The organism is Streptomyces sp. NPDC024687, assembly GCF_055559055.1.
Map to the genome: position 1 here is coordinate 159,069 of NZ_JBVHLJ010000001.1, position 22,063 is coordinate 181,131.

The window sequence follows — 22,063 nt, forward strand, 5'->3', positions numbered from 1 at the left end:
AGTGTCATGGACCTGGCATGGGCGACCATAAGGGAGCGCTGTGTGTTCAAAGTTGACCGGTAAATAGCCCTATTGGTTCACATCTTGTCCGCAGTGGGGAGTGACTCCCGAGAAGACGGAAGGAGTCGCGTACGTGCGTGCTTTCTCCTCGGACGGATCGGAGGCGCTGCTGTCGGCCATGGCCGCCTGCGGCGCCGACCCGGAGTCGCCCGCGTGGCGCGAACTGGCCCGGGTGATGGACACCGCGGCCCTCGCGGCCCCCTCGGTGGCGCGGCTCTGGCCGGGGCACGAGGCGCGGGGGCAACCGGTCGAGGTGGCGCGGTGGCAGCAACTGGCGCAAGCTTTAGGTGAGTTGGCATCGCGCGACCCAGCGACACGGCAGGCGCTTGCCGAGTGGTTACGCGACCACTTTGCCCCCGGTCCGACTCTGCCTGGGTCGCCCTCCGTGCCGTCCGGATCGGGCCCGACGCCACCCGCAGCCGCGCCCAGGGCACCCGCACCGCCCGCATCCGCACCGACGTCTCCCGGGCCGGCCCCGGAGCCGCCCGCAGCCGTACCCACGTCACCAGTCCCCGACCCTGCCCCAGCACCCCCCGCCCCCGCGGTGACCGCCAACCTCATCAGCGGCAGTTCCGTGCTCCACGGGCCCAGCGTGCAGGCTCGGGACATCCACGGTGGTGTCCATTTCCATCCCTCCGTCACCCCGGCACCACCGCCCCGCCACCCCGTTCCCCGGCAACTGCCGCCGGTGACCGCGCGGTTCGTCGGCCGGGAGGCCGACCGGCAGGCACTCGACGCACTGCGTGCCGAGCGGTCGGCGCACGCGCCGCAGGTCCTGGTGGTCACCGGGCTCGCGGGTGTCGGGAAGACCACCTTCGCCGCCCACTGGCTCCACGAACACGCCGACAGTTTTCCCGACGGCCAGCTCTACGCCGACCTCGGCGCCCAGAACACAGCCGCGGAGGACGGCCCCGTCTCCCCGGCCACCGTCCTGGAAGCCTTCCTGATCGCACTCGGCGCGTCCTCGGTGCCGAGCGGAACCGCACAGCGAAGCGCGCTGTGGCGTTCCACGACCTCGGGCCTCCGGCTCGCCGTCCTGCTGGACAGCGCGTTCACCGCCGCCCAGGTCCGCCCGCTCCTGCTCGGCACACCGACCGGCCTCACCATCGTGACCAGCAGAAACAACCTGACCGGGCTGCGCGTCGACGGCGCCTCCGTGCACCGTCTGGAGGGGCTCCCCGCCGCCTCCGCCGTCGAACTCCTTGCCGTCGGCGGCGGGACGCGCGTGGTCCGGGAGCCGGCCGCCGCGCGTGAGGTGGTCAGACTGTGCGGCCGCCTGCCCCTGGCCGTGGCCCTGGCCTCCGCCCAGCTCGCCCTGCGCCCCCACCGCTCCGTGTCCGCCCTGGCCGACAGCCTGTCCCGGGGGCGGGGCGCGGTCGACACACTGCGCGTGGACGGGGAGGCCGTGATGCGTACGGCGCTCGACATGTCGTACGACGTCCTCCCGGGCGGGAGTCGGGCCCTGTACCGCCGGATGGGACTGCTGCCCGCCGACCGCCACGACCTGTCGCTGCTGACCGCCCTCGCAGCCGACGTGGAGGAGCCGGGCGGGGAAGGGGCGGGGGAGGAAGGTCCGGGGGAGAAAGGGGTCGACAGTGCGGAGGCCGCCGACATCGCCGTCGGCGCGCTCGTGGAGTCGAATCTGCTGGAGGAGACGGGGCCGGGCACCTATCGCTTCCATGACCTTGTCCAGCCGCACGCCCGGCGGCTCGGCGAGGAGCTGGAGGACCCGGGCCGACGCGAGCGCACCCTGCGGCGGTTCGTCGACTGGTGTCTGTCCACCGCGGCTTCGGCGGAGGGCATCCTCACGCCCAGCCACCGGCTGGCAGGGCACGACCTCCCCGCCGGGACGACGCCCGCGACACCACTCGACGGCCCCGAGGAGGCGCTGACCTGGCTGGACACGCACCGCAACGCGCTCATGGGTGCCGTACGGCTCTCGGCCCGGCTCGGCTGGCACTCCTCCTGCTGGCGTCTGACGGACCTCATGTGGCCCCTGTTCCTGCGGTTGCGCCCCTCGGAGATGTGGATCGAGGCGCACCGCCTCGGCCTCGAAGCGGCGCGCCGGAGCGGATCGAGGCAGGGGGAGGGCCGCATGCTCACCTCCGGCGCGATCGGCCTGCGCGACGCGGGCCGCTACCGGGAGGCCGCCGACTGGTACCGGCAGGCACTGGAGGCGGCCACGGCCGACGGCGACGTACGCCAACAGGCCCAGGCCCTGAGCGGGTTGGGACACGTCGCACTCCTGGCCCACCGGCTCGACGAGGCCCGCGGCCACTTCGAGCACGCCCTGCGGCTGCGGGAGTCGATCGGCTACCGGCGCGGCGCCGCCCTGACCCGGCGGCGCCTCGGCGAGACCGCACTGGCCGCCGGTGACCTGGCCACGGCCGCCGAGCAGCTGCGCCGGGCGGGCACCGAACTGGACGCGCTGGAAGAGACGTACGAGGCGACCCGCGTCCTGGCTCTTCTCGGTCATGTGCTGGACCGCGCAGGGGACCCCGACGGGGACCCGGGCGGTGGTGTGCGACGGCTGCGGGAGGCGCTCGCGCGCTTCCGGGCGGGCGAGGCCCGTTCCGAGCACTGGGAGGCACGCTGCCTGGAATGGCTCGGCCAGGCCGCCGAGACGCGTGGTGATCGGGAGGAATCGGTACGCCACTACGAGGCCGCCCGCGCGCTCCTCCGCCGCCTGAGCCCCGCGGACGCACAACGCCTGGACGACCGGCTGCGGCAGCGGTGAGCGCCGCGGCCGGCCGTCCTCCCGCCGGTCCGGTCAGTGCGGCGGTACCTCGGCGAGGCGGCGGAGCGCGTCCGGCGGTCTCCCGGCCACCGTCCAGGCGTGCACGACCGAGGCGACCGTGTGCGGCGGGAGCGGTGCATGGGACCTGCCGCCCCGTGACGGCCGTACGAACGACACGGTGCCCGACGCGTCCCGTACCCCGGCGACGCACACGGTGGACGTGTCGGGTACGGCGGCGGCAAGGCAACCGGGGTGGGCGGTCAGCAGCTCGAGCACGCGTCGGCGGGCTGCGCCGGGCGGCAGTGGGGCACGGCTCACCAGGACGTCGGCGTGTGCCGCGAGCGCTGCCTGCTCCGGGCCGTCCGCGTCCACCCACAGGTGCACGTCGCAGGGCAGCGGGCCTCCGGGCGGGTGCGGGCAGGGGGAGGGATACGGCTGTCCGCGTCCCCCGGTGGGCGAGGGCAGCGGATCGGACCGTACGAGCACCGGACCGTGCGCCGAGTCCGAACGCCAGACGGCGAGGGACGACCGCTCGTGCGAGCCGCCGGCGTGGAGCGCGGACGGACCGGAGCGCGCCGCGGGAAAGCACACCGTGGCCCATGCGGCATCCATGGCCGACGCGACGTCCCTGACCCATGCGGCATCCGGGATCGGGCGCCGGTCGCTCCTCATGCCGCCCCACTGCCGGCGGAGATCTCCCACCGGGTCAGCGCGGGCGGTGGCGGGGGCGGTGCGACGAGGGGCGGACGGGCCGGTTCGCCCAGCCCGAGCAGGCGGTAGAGGAGCGAGCGCATCCGCCGGTGGAACTGTCCCGGCGCCGACGTCAGCGAGGCGGCGACATGGTCGTACTGCCCCGGGCGGTGCAGCTGAGCCGCGTACTCCAGCTGCTCCGCGAGCGGATACCCCGGTACGACCACGGGCGCCACGGCGGACAGCAGAGCCGCCGGGGAGCAGGCCGACACCTCGCGCCGGGGACCGGCGGTCAGCAGCAGCGTCGCGTCCGTGAGGGTGCCGTACGCGGTGAGTGATCCGTGGTCCCCGATGATCCAGTCGGCCGCGATCAGCGGCGCCTGCCAGTCGGCCTCCGGCGGCACGACCGCGAGCCCGCGGCCCCGGCAGGAGGACAGCCAGCCGTGCACCTGCCGGGTTCCGTGGCCGGCGAACACATTGGGATGGACCAGCATCGCCACGCGGTGGCCGTCGCCCGGCAACTGACTCAGCAGTTGCGGCAGCAGGGCGTCGAGCCGCCCGAACGTCGACGCGGGCCCCCAGGTGGACGTGACGACCACGAGTCGCTGCCCGTCCTCGATTCCGAGTGCCCGGCGGTAGGCATCCCGGCCGGGCCGGCCCGCCATGATCCGGTCGGCACACGGATCGCCCGCCACGTGCGCCACCGGAAGCGCCTCAGGGCAGGACCGGGAGAGTTCCTCCAGGTCCCGGTCATGGGCGTAGACGACCGCCGCCGGGACCAGCTGCCCCTCGTGCAGCAGATGCCGGCGGCTCAGCATCCCCGGCGGCCTCGGCTCACCCGGGGCCAGTGCGGTGACGTCAGTGAGCAGTTTGATCTGGCCGGCCCCGTGCGAGATGCGTACGACCGGAGCCCGCAGTTCGTGCACTCCGCGGGAGCCCGCGGCGAGCGCGAGGTCGAAGTCGGCGCGCCGGGCCTCTTCCCAGGGCACGGTGCTGATGCCCAGGCTCCGCAGGAACTCGGTGGTCCCGTTGCCGAAGGCGTGCGGGGCGACCGTGAAGACCAGTTGGATGCGCAGGTCGGTCTCCAGGAGTTCGAAGACCTCGCGCAGCCGTTGGGCGAAGGTCACGGTGTGCACGACGACCAGGACCCTTTTGCAGTCCCGTACGGTCAGCCAGTGCCCCTGCTCGATCAGTGCTGATCTCGTCGTTCCGACAGACACGCGATCCCCCATCGCTCGTCGCGACGTACCACGGACGGCAGGGGGGTTCCCGGCGCACACAGTGCTTTCCTTGCACGTCTCTTGCAGCACCCTTGCGGCGGCGCAGCTGCCACTTACCTCTGCGGTGTCCCGGCCTGACTGTCCGAGAGCTGTGGCTGCGGCTCTGGCCGAAGCAGATCTCGGGGGTCGCTGACGACCAGCGTAGTGGCCATTTTGTCCCACAGCTCCTGTCGATTCTTGTCCCACAGGAGCCAGAAATAGGGAATCAGAAGGGTGAAGCTGGCAAGGAATCCGATGAGCGTCTTCGCGATGACTTCCCGGAAGAACATCCTGAGCCATCCGGCGGTTCGAGCCTGCGGAATGCAGACGACTCTCATGTGGAGCAGCTGTTTGGCGGGCGTTTGGCCATACTGGAAGACTATGAGCGCCCAGATGACCCAGCCGATCACCAACGTGCAGATCATGAGTACGAACTCCAGCAAGTACCCGCCGAAGCGAAGTCCGGCAGTGGAGAGCGTTATTCCTTGCGGCAGGAACAGTACCTGATTGCAGAATTGGCAGGAGAGTTCCTCGCCGACGGGTTTTCCGCAGGCCGGGCATTCGGTGGGCGGTGTCAATGCCGTCGACGTTGCCGGCGGCGTTGGCTGTGGTGTGAACGGCGGCGGGGTCGTCGGGGGGTGTTGGGGTCGCTGGCCCCATTGCCGGGGCTCGCCGCGAGCCTCAGGCTGCACCCTCGTTCCCCTGTGCTCGTCAGGGTTCTCGGTCATTGTCGTCTCCACTCGCTGTTGCGTAGGCTCAGTGACCAAAGGGGTCAAGGGCCTGGGAGGTCCCGTAGTCCTCCCACTGCAGTGAGACGCGATCGCCGATCCTGGGAACGTTGTGGAATACAGCCCAGGACATGATGATCCTGTGGTTGGGGCTCAGGTTGGCGTTCCACTCCGGGTGATCGCTGCATAGGTCGTGCTCGGCCTTTACGTACCCAATACTCTTGCCTTGTCTGAATATGTTTTCCCTTATCTTTCCGGTGTCCCAACCCTGGCATGTCAAGTAAACGACATGATCTGACGTGTTGTTGTAGATGACGTTCACCTGCCAGCGTGTGGGTATGCCTCCCTCCCAGGGGAAAACTTGGCTGGCTATCCAGAAGACTTGCACCTCTCCGTCGTCCGAGACGACATTGCTCTTGCCCTGGGTTGCGTATGCACCAGCCTCGGGGAATGAGCCGGCTGCTGAGACTATGGACGGCTGCTCTGCGGGGGCGGCACTCAGTCCGATTGCCGCGACCATCATCACTGGGCTACTCGCAGCCAAAGCCCTTCGGATGTTCATGGTGACCACATCCCAAGCGGGCGGAAATGCATGATGTGCAGGTGCCACGGCAGCGCGATGCGTCGGAGCGATCCGAATGGTGCTCGGTGCATCTGCGGGTGCTTGACCGCTTCGAGCGGTAGCTGTCGCCTGCCATGGGGCGAGAGTGTCCGCCAGGCATATGGCGGGGTTCGCCTGCGGTACCGGCAGTACCTATGTCCAGGGGAGCACGGGTCGGAGGCAGCTGCATGTCGATCAAGGGCGTTGCGGGTACAGCATTCTCCCCGACGGGCCCGGCATCCGGGACGCGGGCGGCATCGGGACCGACTGGCGTTCCAGGGCGTCCTGTTCGTGCCGGCAGACCGGGATCGGCTGGGGCCGGCGCAGCACCATGGAGCGCGCCCGGCTGACCGCCTTCACCACGGTCATGGCGGCTTCGGCGGCCTTCCGGATGATCTTCGCTCAGAGCGGTTCCGCCCTGTCGCTGCTCGCCGCGCACCGCACGACCGCGACATCCTCGGCTTCACGGTTCCCGCGAGCCGGCTGCAGTCGGTGCACCCGCTGTCCATCCTGCTGTCGGCCCCCTGGCAGGCCGGCTGCACCTGCCGCAGGAGCCCGGCTTCGCTTCGGGGATGACATGCGGGCGGCGCCTGGTCGGCGGACCGAGGCTGGACTGGGGTGTGGCCCCGCTGTGCGAGGTCCTCCTCGCGGAACTCCGCGGCGCGGACATCCTGGCGACAACCGTGACCGGTCGGCTACCGGGTGGTCGGTGAACGGCCAGGTCACAGCCCCCCGACCGAACGGGTTACCACCCGAGGGTGGACGTCAGGCAAGATGGGGTGTATCTGCCCACTCCAGATCTCAAGTTGCCGGACGGTTTCTCTTGGCTGAGTACATCTACACCATGCGCAAGACGCGTAAGGCGCACGGAGACAAGGTCATCCTTGACGACGTGACGCTGAGCTTCCTGCCCGGCGCGAAGATCGGTGTGGTCGGGCCCAACGGTGCCGGTAAGTCCACCGTTCTCAAGATCATGGCGGGTCTGGAGCAGCCGTCCAACGGTGACGCGTTCCTGTCGCCCGGCTTCAGCGTCGGCATCCTCATGCAGGAGCCGAAGCTCGACGAGTCCAAGACGGTCCTGGAGAACGTCCAGGACGGCGCCTCCGAGATCATGGGCAAGCTCAACCGCTTCAACGAGGTCGCCGAGCTCATGGCGACCGACTACTCGGACGCGCTGCTGGACGAGATGGGCAAGCTCCAGGAGGACCTGGACCACGCCAACGCCTGGGACCTGGACGCGCAGCTGGAGCAGGCCATGGAGGCGCTGGGCTGCCCGCCCGGAGACTGGCCCGTCACCACCCTCTCCGGTGGCGAGAAGCGCCGCGTCGCGCTCTGCAAGCTGCTGATCGAGGCCCCGGACCTGCTCCTCCTCGACGAGCCCACCAACCACCTGGACGCCGAGTCGGTGAACTGGCTGGAGCAGCACCTGTCGAAGTACGCGGGCGCTGTCGTCGCCGTCACTCACGACCGGTACTTCCTGAACAACGTCGCCCAGTGGATCCTCGAGCTCGACCGCGGCCGCGCGATCCCCTACGAGGGCAACTACTCCACGTACCTGGAGAAGAAGGCCGCTCGCCTCAAGGTCGAGGGCCGCAAGGACGAGAAGCGCGCCAAGCGCCTCAAGGAAGAGCTGGAGTGGGTCCGCTCCAACGCCAAGGGCCGCCAGACCAAGTCCAAGGCCCGCCTGGCTCGTTACGAGGAAATGGCGGCCGAGGCCGACAAGATGCGGAAGCTGGACTTCGAGGAGATCCAGATCCCGCCGGGCCCGCGTCTGGGCTCCATCGTCGTCGAGGTCAACAACCTCTCGAAGGCGTTCGGCGACAAGGTCCTGGTCGACGACCTCTCGTTCACGCTGCCGCGCAACGGCATCGTGGGCATCATCGGCCCGAACGGCGCCGGCAAGACCACGCTGTTCAAGATGATCCAGGGTCTTGAGCCCGCGGACTCGGGCACGGTCAAGATCGGCGACACGGTCAAGATCAGCTACGTCGACCAGAGCCGGGCCAACATCGACCCCAAGAAGACCCTCTGGGCCGTGGTGTCGGACGAGCTGGACTACATCAACGTGGGCCAGGTCGAGATGCCGTCGCGGGCCTACGTCTCCGCCTTCGGCTTCAAGGGTCCGGACCAGCAGAAGCCGGCCGGCGTCCTGTCCGGTGGTGAGCGCAACCGCCTGAACCTGGCGCTCACGCTCAAGGAGGGCGGCAACCTGCTGCTCCTCGACGAGCCCACCAACGACCTCGACGTCGAGACCCTGTCCTCGCTCGAGAACGCTCTGCTCGAGTTCCCGGGCGCGGCTGTGGTCATCTCCCACGACCGCTGGTTCCTGGACCGGGTCGCGACCCACATCCTCGCCTACGAGGGTGACTCCAAGTGGTACTGGTTCGAGGGCAACTTCGAGTCGTACGAGAAGAACAAGATCGAGCGGCTCGGCCCGGACGCCGCGCGTCCGCACCGCGCCACCTACAAGAAGCTGACCCGGGGCTGATCTTGCGGCACACCTACCGCTGCCCGCTGCGCTGGGCGGACATGGACGCGTACGGCCACGTCAACAACGTGGTCTTCCTCCGCTACCTGGAGGAAGCCCGTATCGACTTCCTGTTCCGCCCGGAGAAGGACTTCCAGCAGGGGTCCGTGGTGGCACGCCATGAGATCGACTACAAGCGGCAGCTGGTCCACCGGCACGCGCCCGTGGACATCGAGCTGTGGATCACCGAGATCCGGGCGGCGTCCTTCACCATCGCCTACGAGGTGAAGGACGGCGACGACGTCTACGTCCGGGCCTCGACGGTGATCGTGCCGTTCGACTTCGAGGCCCAGCGGCCGCGCCGGATCACGGCGGAGGAACGGGAGTTCCTCGAGGAGTACCGGGACGACGACGAGGAGGAGGCCGTCGCCGCATGACGGTGCTCCACCTCGCCGACGAGGGGGAGGCCGCGGATCTCGCCGCCTTCCTCTCCCGGCTGCTCCACTACGACCGCTCGGCCGCGGTACGGCTCCAGGGGGCCGGCACCGCGCTCGCCGTCTTCGGGCGCCCGCCGTCCTTCGAGGTGCTGGCGATCCGGGCGGTGCGGCTGGCCAAGCCGTACGAGAACGGGCTCGACGACACCCTCGATGTGACCGTGTCCGCCGGGGAGCTCCTCGGGTCCGTCGACGAGAGCGCGGGTACGGCTGTCGTGCCGGGGGTGGTGACCGGGCCGCCCTGGGCCGGAGTGCTGCCGCCGCGCGGCGGGTGGCAGGCGGTGACCGGGCTGCCGGGGCCGGAGGCGCTGCGGGCGCTCGTCCACGCCGGGGTCGCCGAATTCCGGGCCCGTAGCGAGGAGTTGGCACCCGAGACGCGTACGCGGGCCGAACTCGACCGGATCGGGCGGGAGATCTGGTCCCGGACCGTGGGAGACACCCGGCTGCCCGTGCGGGCCGTGCACGCGGCCCAGTCGCTCGGATTCCTGCGGTCCGGCGGGGGCCTGGGGCTCTTCTCTTCGGGGGCGTGGCTGCGGCTGCGGACGCCCTACGGCTCGATCGCCGTACGGCAAGGGGGACTCGGGGCGCTTGGCGTCAGCGTGCGCTGAGGGTCATCCGTCCCGGTCGCTGTCGTCCGGCCATACGCCGATGTGGTCCGGCTCCAGTTCCAGCGCGACCCGGTCGCGCATCCCCAGCGCCTCCGTGTACTCCTTCGGGAGCTGGAGGCGGCCCGCGCGGTCCAGCATTGCGTACTCCCTGGCCACCAGGGTCTCGTGGCCCGTTGCCGCGTCCACCTCGCTGCGGCGCAGGACCTCGGTGGACGTACGGCCGTCCCTGATCGCCACCGCGCGGCGGACCTCGCCGGCCACGGCCTGGTCGTGGGTGACGATGACGATCGTCGTGCCGAGCTGTTCGTTGGCCGTGCGGAACGCGGCGAAGATCTGTTCCGCGGTGTGGGAGTCCAGTTCGCCCGTCGGTTCGTCGGCCAGGAGGACCGCGGGGTTGTTGGCCAGGGCCACCGCGATCGCCACGCGTTGCTGCTGGCCGCCCGACATCTGGTGGGGGCGGCGGTTGCGGCAGTCGGCGACCTCCAGCAACTCCAGGAGTTCCAGGGCGCGTTCGGTGTGGATGCGGCGGGGTGTACGGGCGCCGGAGAGCTGGATGGGGAGGGTGATGTTCTGGGCGGCGGTGAGATAGGGCAGGAGGTTGCGGGAGGTCTGCTGCCAGACGAAGCCGACCGTCTTGCGGCGGTAGGCCAGGCGGTCCTTCGCGGTCATGGTCAGCAGGTCGTGCCCCGCGACCCGGGCGGCGCCGGCGGTGGGGGTGTCCAGGCCGGCGAGGATGTTCATGAGCGTGGACTTGCCGCTGCCGGACGCGCCCACCAGGGCGAGGAGTTCGCCCTCGCGGACCAGGAGGTCGAGGCCCTGGAGGGCCTGGACCTCCACGCCGTCGGTGGTGAAGACGCGGACGAGCCGGTCACAGGTGATCAGGGCGTCGTGGCCGTAGCCGGGACGGGAGCGGGCCTGGGCCGCCCGGTCGGCCAGGTTGGTGAGGGTGGGATTCGTCGTCATCGGCCTTCTCCTCGACGGTGGTCCGGGACGGTGAGTGGCCGGGGCGGGGTCCCGCTGCTGCGGTCGCCCCCGGCGAGGTCGGCGCCTCCGCCGGTGTCGTCCTGGCGGTATGACTGCGTATGGCTGGGGCCGGGGTGGGCGCTCGTCTGCGGCAGGGCTGCTCGTGGCTGGAGCCGAGGTAGGTGCTCGTGCCGCGCGGGCGGGCTGCTTCGCCCGCCGCCGGGCGGGTGCCGTCGCGCCCGGCGAGGTCGGCGGGTCCAGCGTTGTTCCCGCGCTGGCCGGTGCTGCCGTGTCCGTCGGGGTCGCCCCAGCAGCCCGCCTGCCCGCGACCGGGGCCGAGGGAGACGCGCGTCTCGCGCAGACGGGTTGCTTCGCCCGCCGCCGCTGAGCGGATGCCGCCGCGCCCCCCAGCACCGCCGCGCCCACCGCCACCCTCCCAGCCGTCCGACCAGGTGTTCATCTCGCGTCCCCCGCTCTCAGCTCCCGCACCGATCCCCGTCTCCCCGACCACCATGCCTGGCCGATCCCCATCCCCACCGCCAGCAGCAGTACGGCCGTCGCCGGTATCGCCAGGGACAGGGTGTCCGTGCGCAACTCCGACGCGGGCGAGGAGGGTTCGGCCGAGGGGAGGGCGATGGCTGTCAGGTCGATGCCCGGGGACAGGAGGCGGATGGTGGCCCAGCCCGTGAGGGTGCCTCCCAGCGCGGCCAGGATCGCCTGGGGCAGGGACTCCAGGATCAGCAGGCGGCGGCCCGCCGCTCGGGTCAGGCCCATCGTGCGGAGTCGGGCCAGCAGCGCCGTGCGTTCGGGGGCCGAGCGCAGGAGGGACAGCAGGAGGGCCAGGAGCGCGTAACCCGTGCCGGCCGCCACCGCCGTCGCGTAGACGCCTTCCGCGCCGGTCTGCAGCGGCGAGTCGACGTAGCGTTCCCGTTCCTCGGACCTCAGGTGCACGGACGCCGCCTCGGGGGCCGCCCTGCGCAGAGCGGGCCCGTCCAGGTCCTTCCCCGTCAGCAGCAGGGTCGTCGGCCGCGCCATCTCCGGGCTCAGCGCCTCGCGTTCCACGACCAGGAAGTCCGGGCCCGTCACGGCCGACGTGCGGTCGAGGACGGTGGTGATGCGGACGGTGAGCGAGCTGCCGTCCGGGAGGAGGACCGGGAAGGGGCGGGTGCCGTACGTCCGGGCCGTGGCCGTGGAGGCCAGGGCCGGGGTCGTGCCTCCGGCGGCCCCCTTCCGCAACCGGTCCGCCGGGAAGGCGCCGATGCCGGTCCGGGACGACAGTGCCGCGTAGTCCGCGGGGTTCACCCCGGCCAGCGGCACCGAGACCGCTCCGTCCTCCGGCTTCGCTTCGTACGTGACGCTCACCGCGGACAGGCCGCTCACCCCGGGTGAGCGGCGCAGCCGCTCCGGCAGCCCCGACGGGAGCGGCGTCGCCGTCTCCACGCGCGCGTCGGCGCCGACCGCGAGGAGGGCCGCGTGGTCGCGGGCCTCCTGTACGCCCGCGAGGACCGAGCCGCCGAAGGCCGCCGTGGTCAGAGCGGTCAGCAGGGCGAGCAGGGGCAGGACGGCGGAGGCCGAGGTGCGGCCCGCCCGGGCCAGGGACAGATGGGCGAGGGCACCGCGCAGACGGGCGGCCGGGCGGGCCAGGACCCGCAGCGGAAGCGGGTACAGACGGACCAGGACCAGGGCGGCGATCACGCCCACCAGCACCGGTGCCAGCGAGACGAGGTCGTCGGACGCGCCCGACGTGCCGCGGCGGCGCAGCGACTCCACCGCCCCCGCCGCCAGCACCAGCAGCGTCAGCTCGACGACCGTACGGCGCCGGGACGGTCGTACGGAGGAGATGTCCTCGCGGCCGGTGTGGACGCGGACCGCGCGGTGGGCGGCCACCGCGCGCAGGGGCAGGGCGGCACAGGTGACGGCGGTGACCGCCACGGCGGCCGCGATCGCGTACGGGAAGCGGCCCTCGGGGACCGTGACGAGCGCGGCGGCCAGGCCCAGGGCGCCCGCCGGGACGGCCACGACCGCCGTCTCGGCGAGGAGGCGGGCGGTGAGCCCCCGCAGGGAGGCGCCACGGGCCCGCAGCAGGGCGAGTTCGCCGCGGCGGCGGTCGGCGGTGAGGCCGCCCGCCATCAGCAGGACGACGACGGCGACCGTGCCGGTGCCGGACGCGGCGACCGCGACGAGCGGGGCGACTTCGCCCCGGAACCGGTCGTAGGCGATGAGGATCTCGTCGAGGTCGGTGAGGACGTCGGTCCGGCCGGTGATCTCGCTCAGTTCGGTCACCGGACCGTCGATCTCCAGCCGCACCTTCTGCAGGGCCGGACCAGCCTCCAGGGAGGCGAGCGCGGAGCGCAGGGCCGGGGTGTCGCGGGCCCGCAGCGTCTGCTCGGAGGGCGCCAACTGCCAGTAGGGCTCCGGGTTTCCGGGGGTGGCGAGCAGGAGCGGGGCCGCCTCGGGGGCGATGAGCAGGGCGCCGAGCCAGTGCATGTCCAGGGACGGCGCGGGTTCGCGGATCAGGGACGGGGAGCGCAGGATCGGGTGGGTGGACCAGTAGGAGCCCTGCGGGTCGTGCGGGGTGACGATGCCCGTGACGCGGATGGGCAGGGTACGGCCGGCGGCGGGCGCGTGGATCACCGAACCGACCTTGATGTGGAGGGACTTGGCGGTCTCGACGGTGACCGCGGCCTCCAGCTCGGGGCTGTTCGCGGTCACCTCGCCGTCCGCACGCGGCAGACGTCCCCGGGCGAGCGAGGTGTGGGCGCCCAGGCCCGCCTGGGCGATCAGGGTCACCTCCGCGGGTTTGCCGGTCGGGCGCGGCAGCCACGGGTCCGGTACCGGGATGTCCATGGTGGTGCGCACGCCGTACGTCGACTGCCCCGGGTCGAGGACGAGCGCCCGCGGGACCTGGGCGCGGACCTTGGCGTACTGGTGGGCCAGCACGCCGGGGCGCAGGACGTCCTCGCGTCCGCGTGGCGGCAGCATCATGGACGGCTGCGGGGCGAAGACCTCGATGCTGGTCCGGTCGGGGCGGGCCTGTTCGACGGCCCGGCGCAGTCCGGCGTCCTCGTAGCGGTCGACCGCCCGTGGGAACGCGGCCGCGAGGCACGCGGTCAGCGCGACCAGCAGCGCCAGCCAGAACGCGGTGCCGGGCGCGGTCCGCAGCCGCGTGCGCACCCAGGGCACGGACTCCCCGGAAGCCGCCGGCTCGGCCGTGTTGAAGAACCTCACCTCACTCGCCCCCCTCACGCAGCGCCCGCGCCGGATCCGCCCGCCGCAGTGCCAGCGCCGCGGTGACCAGGAGCGGGGCGAGGGCCACCGCCGCCAGCAGCGTGGCCGCCTGCGGGAGCGGGAGCTGGACCAGGACCTGCGGGACCGGTCTGGTCGCCTCGTCCGTCAGCACGATCAGCGGGACCACCGCTCGGGTCAGCACCGTGCCCAGCAGCGCGCCCACCAGCAGCGCCAGCACCACCAGGACGCCCTGTTCCACGGCGACCGCCCTGGCCAGCCGCCGCCGCGGGGCCCCCAGGGCGCGCAGTACGGCGAACTCCGCGCCGCGCTCCCGCAGCGACCCGGCCGCGCTCACCGCGAACCCGACCGCGGCCAGCGCCGCCGCCACCGCGGCCGCCGCGGCGAACGCGGCCTCGGGGCCCGCGCCGAACGGGTCGTCGCGCAGCTGCCCGGCGAGTTCGTCCCGTACCACGACCTGCGCGGGGTCCATGTCGGGCCGGGCCCGCAACGCCGCCGCGACCTTGTCCGAGGCGCCCGGCCGGGTCGACAGCCACCATTCGGTCGGCTCCACGCCGCTGTCGGACTGCTCCTGCAACTGCCGGTTCACGGACCGCAGATCGACCAGCAGGGCGCCGCCGTTGTCCGAGGTGGTGGGCAACTCCCGTACCGAGCGCACGATCCGCACCGACACCGTCGAGCCGCCCAGCGGCACGTCCACTCTGTCGCCGAGGGCCGCGCCCGCCGAGGTGAGGAAGCGCTCGGTGGCGACGGCGGTGACCCCGGCCGACCTCGGCTGCGGGGCCTTCAGCCGGATCGTCAGCGCCCCCGAGCTCCAGGTCTCGTCGTACGGGATGAACCCGGTGCCGTAGGCCACGCTCAGCCCGCCGGATTCCGAACTCAGGCGTGGCGAGGTCGGTTTGGTCTTGGGGTTCGCCGACGAACTCGCCCCGTCGCTCTGCGAGCGGACCGCCCAGTCGGTCGGCAACCGGAGCCGCCGCACCGCACCGCCGGTGCCCGAGGCGGTCAACTCCGAGACGGTGAGCCGCTGTTGCTGGGCCCTGCCGCCCGGGACGGGGACGAGCAGTTCCAGGGCGGTCAGGGTCAGCGGGCCCCCGGACACGTAGACGTCCAGCGCGTGGGGCCGTCCGTCGGCGGGGAGTTGGCCGGCCTGGACGCGGTAGGGGGTGTCGTAGCTGTCCACCAGGGTGACGGCGACCTGCGCCGTCGTACTCGGCACCGGGCCGCGCAGGGTCGCCGTCAGCCGCAGCCGGGTCGTGTCGGCGGGCACCTTCACGCCCGCGGTCGCACCCTTGGGGGCGAGCCCCTGGCGGAACGGTCCGGAGTGCAGGTCGGGGCGGATCAGCATCGAGGCGTGGGCGGTGTCGAGGGCCAGCACCGTCGCCACCCGGCTGCCGGACAGGGCCAGTTCGGAGCGGGCGGCGGGGGCGGTCCGCCGTACGCCCGGGACGGCCGCGTACTGCTCGGTGCGGCCCGGACCCGCGTCCCCGGAGGCCAGCACGCGCACCGGCGCCCCGGCCCGGAAGTCCGCCTGGTCGGACTGTGAACGGTCCCAGGAGGCGCCCTGCCCGATCGCCAGCATGCCCAGCGCCATCGCGAGGACCAGCAGCAGCACCGGGCCCGCCCCGCGCATCGGACGCCGGGCGATCTGCCAGCCCGCCAGGGCCGCGGTCAGTCCGCGCCCGCCGGTCGCCCGGCGTTCGGCGAGCCGGGCCAGCGGCGGCAGCAGCCGCAGCGTCAGGACGGTACCGGCCAGCAGCGCGAGCGCGGGCGCCGCCACCAGCAGCGGATCCACGCCCAGCGTGCCGGAGGTGTCGTCGGACACGGCACCGGAGGTCTGACGGCTGAGCTGGAAGTACGCCACCGCGGCCACGGCCAGCAGCCCGAGGTCCGCCCCCGCGCGCACCGCACCGGGCAGCGTCCGGGCCCGGCCACGCGCGAACGAAGAGGTCAGCGCGGGCAGGGTCACCGCCAGCGCGCACCCGAGCGCCACCGCCCCCGCCACCAGCCACACCCCGGGCCGGCCGCCCGGCGGCACCTCCAGACGCAGCCCGATCCGGGCCAGCGCTCCCCGTTCGGCCAGCGTCCGGGTCAGCGGGCCCGCCAGCAGCGGCGCGCACAGCAGCGCGGGCACCGCGAGCAGCACCGCCTCCAGGGCGGCGAGGCCCGCGATCCGGGCACGGGAGGCGCCGCGCGCCAGCAGCAGCCGGCTCTCGCCGGTTCGCTCACTGCTCAGCAGCCCCGCCACCAGCAGCAGGGCGCAGCCCGCGAGGAGCACCAGCTGAAGGGCGACGATCAGCAGGGTCGAGCGGGAGACGAGCAGGGAACGGTCGGTGCGGTCGAGGACCTCGGGCAGCGAGGTCGAGGCGGTCGTGGCGCCGCCGAGCGAGGACTCCTTGCGCAGCGCCGCGTTGCCCGCGACGGCCGTCTCCCGCAGCGCGTCCGAGCGCGCGGTCGTCACCGTCGCGAAGTCGGCCGACGCCAGCCACCCCGACGTCCCGACGCTCACCGTCCCGCCGGCCAGCACACCGGGATCGGCGAGCAGCGGGCCGTACGTCGTGAAGTCGAGCTTGTTGATGCCCCGCCCGTGCAGGTCGTCGAGGAGCCAGTACGGGTCGGCGGCGCGGACGGGCCGGTACAGACCGGTCACCGTGACCCGCACCGCCGGGCCGCGCAGCCGGTCGGCGAGGGTGAGGCGGGCGCCGGGGCCGAGGTGCAGGGAGCGGGCGGCGGCCTGCGGGAGCGCCACCTCGACCAGCCCCTTCGCCGCCCGCGGCAGCCGCCCCTCGACGAGTCGCACCCGACTGCGGTCCAGTGCCGCGAAGTGCGTCAGATCCGGGTCCCCGGACCGCTCCGACGCCGGCTGCAGCGACCGCGGCAGCGCGTACGGGCCCGACCGCAGCAGCGTCCGCACGGTCACCGGGAGCCCGTCGAACGCCTGCCGCGCCACCTTGCGTACGGCGGTGTCGGCGGCCGTACGACGCTCCTCGGGTACGTCGGCCCTGACGACCAGGGCGGTGTCGGCGGCGTTGCGCGGGTCCTGGAGGGAGTGGCGCAGGGCCGCGTCCCCGATCGCGCCGGAGTAGGCGGTGAGGGTCGCGAGTACCGCCGTGGTGAGCAGGACCGTGAGCAGCGCGGCGGCGAGCAGCAGCCGGTGCGCCCGCCCACGCAGGAACACCAAACGCGCGATTCCCCCGAACCCCGTCACCCGGCCCCCCGCCGTGTTGTGCAGATCTCCGGCGAGGATGTCAGAGGGGACGGTCGCGGGTAAGCGCTTGTAGCCCGGGCTTGACCGGATTGTGACCGGAATCCGACACCGGACGACCGGAATCCGGCACTCGGTGAAGAGTTGTCAGTCGGCGGTGTTCACCATCGAAGCAGCCGCGTACGTCAGGTAGTTCCACAGCTGGGTCTCGTGCTCCTCGGACAGGCCGAGTTCGTCGACGGCGTCCCGCATGTGCTTGAGCCACGCGTCGTGCGCCGCGCGATTGACCTGGAAGGGTGCGTGGCGCATGCGCAGCCGCGGGTGGCCGCGGTTGTCGCTGTACGTCGTGGGGCCGCCCCAGTACTGCATCAGGAACAGCACGAGGCGCTCCTCGGCCGGACCGAGGTCCTCCTCGGGGTACATGGGCCGCAGGACCGGGTCCTCGGCGACCCCCTGGTAGAAACGGTGGACGAGGCGGCGGAAGGTCTCCTCCCCGCCGACCTGCTCGTAGAAGGTCTGCGTCTGAAGCGTGCCGCGCCGGATCTCTTTCACGTCAACCATGGTCTCAGACGGGGTGGACGAGGACTCAAGGCTTAGGACCTGCCGTTCTCAGGGTGCAGAGTGGAGGCATGGGCGCGCACGCTCTCGACAGGGACCTCGCCGCACTCGCCGCCTCCGCGCGGGCCGCGCTGGTGCGGGAGATCGACGCGAGCGGGGCCTGGGCCGCCGACCCGGTGTGGCGGCAGGCCTTCGAGTCGGTGCCCCGGCATCTGTTCGTGCCCTACTACTACGTCGGCGTCGTGGGCGGCTACGAGCGGCGCTGGGGAGAGAGCCCGGACCCGCGCGCCCGTCGGGAGTGGGTCCGCGGGGCCTACGCCGACGCCCCGCTGGCCACCCGGCTGCGCGACGGCGAACTGGTCTCCTCCAGCAGCCAGCCCTCGCTGATGGCGATGATGCTGGCCGAGCTGCGGATACGGGACGGCGACCGGGTCCTGGAGATCGGCGCCGGCACCGGCTACAACGCGGCCCTGCTCGCCCACCGGCTCGGCGACGAATCCGTCACCACCGTCGACCTGGAACCGGAGATCACCGAGGCGGCGCGCAGCCACCTGGCCGCGGCCGGGTACCGCCCCGTCGTCGTCACCGGCGACGGAGCGCGGGGGGTGCCCGAACGCGCCCCCTTCGACCGGGTCATCGCCACCTGCACCCTGACGTCGGTCCCGACCGCCTGGCTCGGCCAGTGCCGCCCGGGCGCCCGCATCGTGAGCCCGCTCGCCACCGGTCTGATCGCCCTGACGGTCCGGGACGCCGGGCACGCCGAGGGGCGCTTCCTGCACACGCCCGTCTACTTCGTGCCGCTGCGTGGCACGGACCGGCACGACGAGGGGTCCGTCGAGTGGGGCGGGGTGCCGCGCCGGGCCCGGCAGGACGACCTGTTCCGCTTCCTGCTGGCCCTGAGCCGCGGCAGCCTCCAACCGCGGGAGGCGTACGCGCTGTGGGAGCGCGAGGGGCGGCCGAGCCGTGAGCGGTACGGCATCACGATCAGCGGAGACCGGCAGTGGGCGTGGCTGGACGACCCGGAGGGACCGCATACGTGGCCCCTCCGGTGAAGCCTCTCCGGTGACCTGGCCGCCGGCTAGCCGCGGCGGATCGTGATCGTCGTCCAGGCGCCCACGTGCACCCGGTCGCCGTCCTGGAGCGGCACCGGCACGAACGGTGTGATGGGCTCCTCGGCCCCGTTGACCGTGGTGCCGTTCGTCGAGTTCTGGTCCACGACCGCCCAGGAGCCGTCCGGCTGCTGCACCAGCACCGCGTGCTGGTGCGAGACGCCCGGGTCCTCCGGCGGCACCGACAGATCGACGTCGGGGGTGTCACCGGTGGAGTGCCGGCGGCGGCCGATGGTGACCTGGTTGCCGGTGAGCGTGCGCTGCTGCTCGGGGGAGTACGCGGGCAGGTTCAGGCCCGCGGCCTCCGGGCCGGAGCGCTGCATCATCGCCAGGAAGTAGTCGCGGTCCGGGCCGATCGTCGCCGTCCAGGTCGCAGGCTGCTGCGGGAAGGACGGCCCGGGAGGCCCGGGCGGGGCCTGGGTGGCGCCGGGCTGCGGGTAGCCGTAGCCGCCGCCGGGACCGCCGGGGCCGCCGCCCGGACCTCCGGGGGCGGTGTTGGAGGGCGGGGAGATGACCCAGTCGTCGGCGCCGCCGCCGAAGGAGGGACCGCCCTGCTGGGGCCGGTTGGTCTCCTGCGGGAAGGCGGGCGGGGCGGATGCGCTCTGCGCCGGGAAGCCCTGCGGGGCACCGCTGTTACCGGGGCCGGCGGGCGGGGTCGGGCCCAGGGGCGGCGGGACCGGGCGGGACGGGTCGGCACCGAAGTTCGGCGGACCACCGGGGGCGCCGCCGGGACCGGAGGGGCCACCCGGGCCGGGGCGGGACGGGTCGCCGGGGAAGCCCTGCGGGCCGCCGGGACCGCCGGGCCCGCCAGGGCCGGGCTGGGTGGGAGTGCCGCCGAAGCCCTGCGGACCACCGGGCTGGGGGTAGCCGTAACCACCGGGGCCGCCTGGGCCACCGGGACCGGAGGATCCGGGCGGGCCGGAGGGAGCCTGGGTGGCGCCGGGCTGCGGGTAGCCGTAGCCGCCGGGGCCGGGGTTGTTGCCGGGTCCACCTGGGCCTCCGGGGCCGCCTGGGCCTCCGGGACGTGAGGGTTCGCCCGGGAAACCGGAGGAGCCCGGTGCGCCGGGTCCGCCCGGGCCGCCAGGGAAACCGGAGGGGCCGGGTGCGCCGGAGCGTCCGGGATCGCCCGGGAAGCCCTGCTGGCCACCAGGACCGGACTGGCCGGGGCCACCGGATCGGGACGGGTCGCCGGGGAAACCGGAGGGGCCGGAACCGCCGGGCGCACCGGGTCCGCCCGGGAAACCGGAAGGACCGGAGGAGCCCTGGCCACCGGGACCACCGGGACCACCGGGACCACCGGGCCGGGACGGGTTCCCGGGGAAACCCTGCGGACTGCCAGGACTGCCGGGACCGCCGGGACCGCCGGGCCCACCCGGGCCGCCGCCCGGTCCACCCGGACCCGGGCGGCCCGAAGGCTCCGAGCCGAAGGGGATCGGTTCCGCGGGGCGGTTCACCTGGGACGGGCGCGAGCCCTGGTACTCGTACGAGTCACCGCCGCCGCCGAAGGACGGACCGGGCCCGGGCTGCTGCTGGAAGTGTGAGGGCGGCCCGCCGGAGCCGGCCGGCGGGCGCGGGGCGGCCGGGGTGTACGAGGTCGCCGTGTTCGTCAGGAAGTTCCACCGGCACTCCTCGCAGAAGGGCGCACCGCCCTCACGGGGCGTACGGCACTGCGGGCAGAGCTCCGGCTCGGGGTCGGGTACGGCGGACAGAGGCGGACGTCCGCCGGGCTGGCCCCCGGGACCACCGGGACCACCGGGACCTCCGGGACCGCCGGGCGGCGGGAAGCCGTAGCCGCCTCCACCCGGACCGGGCGGCGGCGGAGGGGGCGGAGGCACGGCACCGGCCATGCGGTGACCGCAGACCTCGCACCAGTCGTCGGAACCCGACTGGTGTCCGTTCGGGCAGGTCGGCATGTCGGCGCTTCCCCCTCTCGGATCAGGGAACTTCTACGTCGGTAACTGTCTACTTCTTTACACGAACTGTCTTTGTCGACCGTGTCTCGAGAGTCATCTCGTCGGCCTCCTCGACCTTCGCCTTCAGTCGCACAGTACCTGTCGTGGCGTCGACCACGTCGACCACCTTCGAAAGCAGTTTCGCAGTATCGGCGTTCCCCGAGTCGCTCGCGAGCTGAACGGCCCGGCCCAGTTTGGCCGTTGCTCCGTCGATATCGCCCGCTTTGCGGAGATCGAGCCCCTGTTGGATAGCTTGTGCCAGTTCGGCCTGGCCGGTGTAGTGGGCGACTTGGGGGTTGATCGACGTCGAGGCGACCATGTCGTCGGTCCACACGGCCCTGACGAGACCCTGTGCGCCCAGGTTCTGTGTGGTGCCGTCGGGCTGCGGGACGACCAGGGAGACCCGGGCGGCGAGCATCTCCTGGCCGATGTGCGCGGCCGGGACCTCGACGCAGACGTGGTAGTCACGGGACTCGTCTCCCCAGGAGCCGGTGGGGTAGTCCCCGGCGCGCGGACCGGCCTCGGTGCGGCGGTCGGTGAGCTCCTCGACGGTGGGCGCGACCTGCTTGACGAACTTGATGGTGGTGCCCACCGGGGTCCACACCCTGAGGGCGACGTCGGCGACCTCCTTGCCCATGGCCGTCTCCATCATCTGCGTGAAGTCGGCGGCGAGGGCGGCCGGGTCGGCGACGATGTCGGCGGTGCCGAGCAGGGCGGAGGCGATCCCTGTGACTTCTTTCACTTCCCAGTCGGTGCCCACGCCCCGGGCGTCGCAGGTGAAACGCCCCGCACAGGCGTCGAGGGAGGCCTTGAGGTCCTCCGGTGACTCGTGTTCGTTGCGTCCGTCGGTGAGCAGGATGCCGTGCCGTATGGCGACGTCCGCCGAGGACAGCAGGCGGTCGGCGAGGCGCAGCCAGGTGCCGATGGCCGTGCCGCCGCCCGCGCTGAGCTTGCGCAGGGCCTGCTTGGCCTGGTCGCGGGTGGTGGCGTCGGCGACCGCGAGCCGGCCGTTGCCCGGATAGATCTCCTTGGCCACGTGGGTGCCGCCGATCACCGCGAAGTGCACCCCGTCGCGCAGGGTGTCGATGGCGGCGGCCGTGGCGTCGCGGGCGTTGCGCATCTTGGTCGGCGGGTAGTCCATGGAGCCCGAGCAGTCGACCATGAGCGCGACCGCCGCCGAGGGGCCCTGTTGCGCCGACCACAGGTGCGCGGCCGCGACCGCGCTGCCGATCGTGCCGCCGCCGGTCGAGGTCACCGTGACGATCGCGTTGACCTCACGGCCGCCTTCGGGCAGGTACTCGTTCTGGTAGACGTCCATCGCGAACTGCGGCGCGTGCGACTTCGAGAAATTGGCCATGCCTGCTCACATCCCCCTCGCGAACCCCA

Annotated in this window: 16 protein-coding genes; 5 read left to right on the forward strand and 11 right to left on the reverse strand. The window is 72.8% G+C overall.

Annotated elements, in window-relative coordinates; genetic code table 11:
* Positions 1–178: 178 nt before the first annotated feature.
* Positions 179–2,797: a tetratricopeptide repeat protein gene (locus ACZ39I_RS00730; protein WP_467243282.1), complete on the forward strand. Its 2,619-nt coding sequence runs from the start codon at positions 179–181 to the stop codon at positions 2,795–2,797.
* Between the two features lie 33 nt (positions 2,798–2,830).
* Here the strand turns inward: ACZ39I_RS00730 and ACZ39I_RS00735 are convergent, their stop codons facing one another.
* From ACZ39I_RS00735 to ACZ39I_RS00755, 5 genes are all read right to left on the reverse strand, one after another.
* Positions 2,831–3,409, reverse strand: coding sequence for a hypothetical protein (locus ACZ39I_RS00735; RefSeq protein ID WP_467241423.1), 579 nt, complete (start codon positions 3,407–3,409; stop codon positions 2,831–2,833).
* A gap of 56 nt (positions 3,410–3,465) precedes the next feature.
* The gene (locus ACZ39I_RS00740; protein ID WP_467241425.1) at positions 3,466–4,719 is read right to left on the reverse strand and encodes a hypothetical protein; all 1,254 of its coding nucleotides are present in this window, start codon (positions 4,717–4,719) and stop codon (positions 3,466–3,468) included.
* Between the two features lie 101 nt (positions 4,720–4,820).
* A complete protein-coding gene (locus ACZ39I_RS00745; protein ID WP_467241427.1) occupies positions 4,821–5,474 on the reverse strand; it encodes an RDD family protein in 654 nt (217 codons plus the stop codon).
* Between the two features lie 28 nt (positions 5,475–5,502).
* Positions 5,503–6,036, reverse strand: coding sequence for a hypothetical protein (locus ACZ39I_RS00750; RefSeq protein ID WP_467241428.1), 534 nt, complete (start codon positions 6,034–6,036; stop codon positions 5,503–5,505).
* A 234-nt stretch (positions 6,037–6,270) separates the two neighbouring features.
* On the reverse strand, positions 6,271–6,444 hold the full coding sequence (locus ACZ39I_RS00755; RefSeq protein WP_467241430.1) for a hypothetical protein: 174 nt from the start codon (positions 6,442–6,444) through the stop codon (positions 6,271–6,273).
* Positions 6,445–6,898: 454 nt separating this feature from the next.
* On the opposite strand from ACZ39I_RS00755, the gene ettA reads away from it, so the two are divergent.
* Genes ettA through ACZ39I_RS00770 form a run of 3 tightly spaced genes read left to right on the forward strand, consistent with a single transcriptional unit; the run spans position 6,899 to position 9,644 of the window.
* Positions 6,899–8,563: an energy-dependent translational throttle protein EttA gene (gene ettA, locus ACZ39I_RS00760; RefSeq protein WP_467241432.1), complete on the forward strand. Its 1,665-nt coding sequence runs from the start codon at positions 6,899–6,901 to the stop codon at positions 8,561–8,563.
* Between the two features lie 2 nt (positions 8,564–8,565).
* Positions 8,566–8,979 (forward strand): acyl-CoA thioesterase, encoded by a 414-nt coding sequence (locus tag ACZ39I_RS00765; protein WP_467241434.1) that lies wholly within the window; start codon positions 8,566–8,568, stop codon positions 8,977–8,979.
* Positions 8,976–9,644, forward strand: coding sequence for a DUF8185 domain-containing protein (locus ACZ39I_RS00770; RefSeq protein ID WP_467241436.1), 669 nt, complete (start codon positions 8,976–8,978; stop codon positions 9,642–9,644). The genes ACZ39I_RS00765 and ACZ39I_RS00770 overlap by 4 nt, the downstream gene beginning before the upstream one ends.
* A gap of 3 nt (positions 9,645–9,647) precedes the next feature.
* Here ACZ39I_RS00770 and ACZ39I_RS00775 read toward each other — a convergent pair whose 3' ends face one another.
* From ACZ39I_RS00775 to ACZ39I_RS00790, 4 genes are all read right to left on the reverse strand, one after another.
* Positions 9,648–10,607: an ABC transporter ATP-binding protein gene (locus ACZ39I_RS00775; RefSeq protein WP_467241438.1), complete on the reverse strand. Its 960-nt coding sequence runs from the start codon at positions 10,605–10,607 to the stop codon at positions 9,648–9,650.
* Between the two features lie 456 nt (positions 10,608–11,063).
* Positions 11,064–13,835, reverse strand: a complete 2,772-nt coding sequence (locus tag ACZ39I_RS00780) for an ABC transporter permease (RefSeq protein ID WP_467241440.1) — start codon at positions 13,833–13,835, stop codon at positions 11,064–11,066.
* 1 nt (position 13,836) lies between these two features.
* The gene (locus ACZ39I_RS00785; RefSeq protein WP_467243283.1) at positions 13,837–17,031 is read right to left on the reverse strand and encodes an FtsX-like permease family protein; all 3,195 of its coding nucleotides are present in this window, start codon (positions 17,029–17,031) and stop codon (positions 13,837–13,839) included.
* Positions 17,032–17,205: 174 nt separating this feature from the next.
* Positions 17,206–17,619, reverse strand: coding sequence for a globin (locus ACZ39I_RS00790; protein WP_467241442.1), 414 nt, complete (start codon positions 17,617–17,619; stop codon positions 17,206–17,208).
* Between the two features lie 68 nt (positions 17,620–17,687).
* Between ACZ39I_RS00790 and ACZ39I_RS00795 the strand changes: the two genes are divergently transcribed.
* A complete protein-coding gene (locus tag ACZ39I_RS00795; RefSeq protein WP_467241444.1) occupies positions 17,688–18,668 on the forward strand; it encodes a methyltransferase domain-containing protein in 981 nt (326 codons plus the stop codon).
* Between the two features lie 26 nt (positions 18,669–18,694).
* On the opposite strand, the gene ACZ39I_RS00800 is transcribed toward ACZ39I_RS00795, so the two are convergent.
* Both ACZ39I_RS00800 and ACZ39I_RS00805 read right to left on the reverse strand, forming a co-directional pair.
* Positions 18,695–20,638, reverse strand: a complete 1,944-nt coding sequence (locus tag ACZ39I_RS00800) for an FHA domain-containing protein (protein ID WP_467241446.1) — start codon at positions 20,636–20,638, stop codon at positions 18,695–18,697.
* A 49-nt stretch (positions 20,639–20,687) separates the two neighbouring features.
* Positions 20,688–22,034 (reverse strand): vWA domain-containing protein, encoded by a 1,347-nt coding sequence (locus ACZ39I_RS00805; RefSeq protein ID WP_467241448.1) that lies wholly within the window; start codon positions 22,032–22,034, stop codon positions 20,688–20,690.
* Positions 22,035–22,063 lie beyond the last annotated feature (29 nt).

Coding starts and splice junctions, on each gene's coding strand:
- ACZ39I_RS00795 (WP_467241444.1), top strand. CDS start 17,688: ATGGGCGCGCACGCTCTCGACAGGGACCTCGCCGCACTCGCCGCCTCC.
- ACZ39I_RS00800 (WP_467241446.1), bottom strand. CDS start 20,638: ATGCCGACCTGCCCGAACGGACACCAGTCGGGTTCCGACGACTGGTGC.
- ACZ39I_RS00775 (WP_467241438.1), bottom strand. CDS start 10,607: ATGACGACGAATCCCACCCTCACCAACCTGGCCGACCGGGCGGCCCAG.
- ACZ39I_RS00770 (WP_467241436.1), top strand. CDS start 8,976: ATGACGGTGCTCCACCTCGCCGACGAGGGGGAGGCCGCGGATCTCGCC.
- ACZ39I_RS00735 (WP_467241423.1), bottom strand. CDS start 3,409: ATGGATGCCGCATGGGCCACGGTGTGCTTTCCCGCGGCGCGCTCCGGT.
- ACZ39I_RS00740 (WP_467241425.1), bottom strand. CDS start 4,719: ATGGGGGATCGCGTGTCTGTCGGAACGACGAGATCAGCACTGATCGAG.
- ACZ39I_RS00750 (WP_467241428.1), bottom strand. CDS start 6,036: ATGAACATCCGAAGGGCTTTGGCTGCGAGTAGCCCAGTGATGATGGTC.
- ACZ39I_RS00790 (WP_467241442.1), bottom strand. CDS start 17,619: ATGGTTGACGTGAAAGAGATCCGGCGCGGCACGCTTCAGACGCAGACC.
- ACZ39I_RS00745 (WP_467241427.1), bottom strand. CDS start 5,474: ATGACCGAGAACCCTGACGAGCACAGGGGAACGAGGGTGCAGCCTGAG.
- ACZ39I_RS00730 (WP_467243282.1), top strand. CDS start 179: ATGGCCGCCTGCGGCGCCGACCCGGAGTCGCCCGCGTGGCGCGAACTG.
- ACZ39I_RS00755 (WP_467241430.1), bottom strand. CDS start 6,444: ATGACCGTGGTGAAGGCGGTCAGCCGGGCGCGCTCCATGGTGCTGCGC.
- ACZ39I_RS00805 (WP_467241448.1), bottom strand. CDS start 22,034: ATGGCCAATTTCTCGAAGTCGCACGCGCCGCAGTTCGCGATGGACGTC.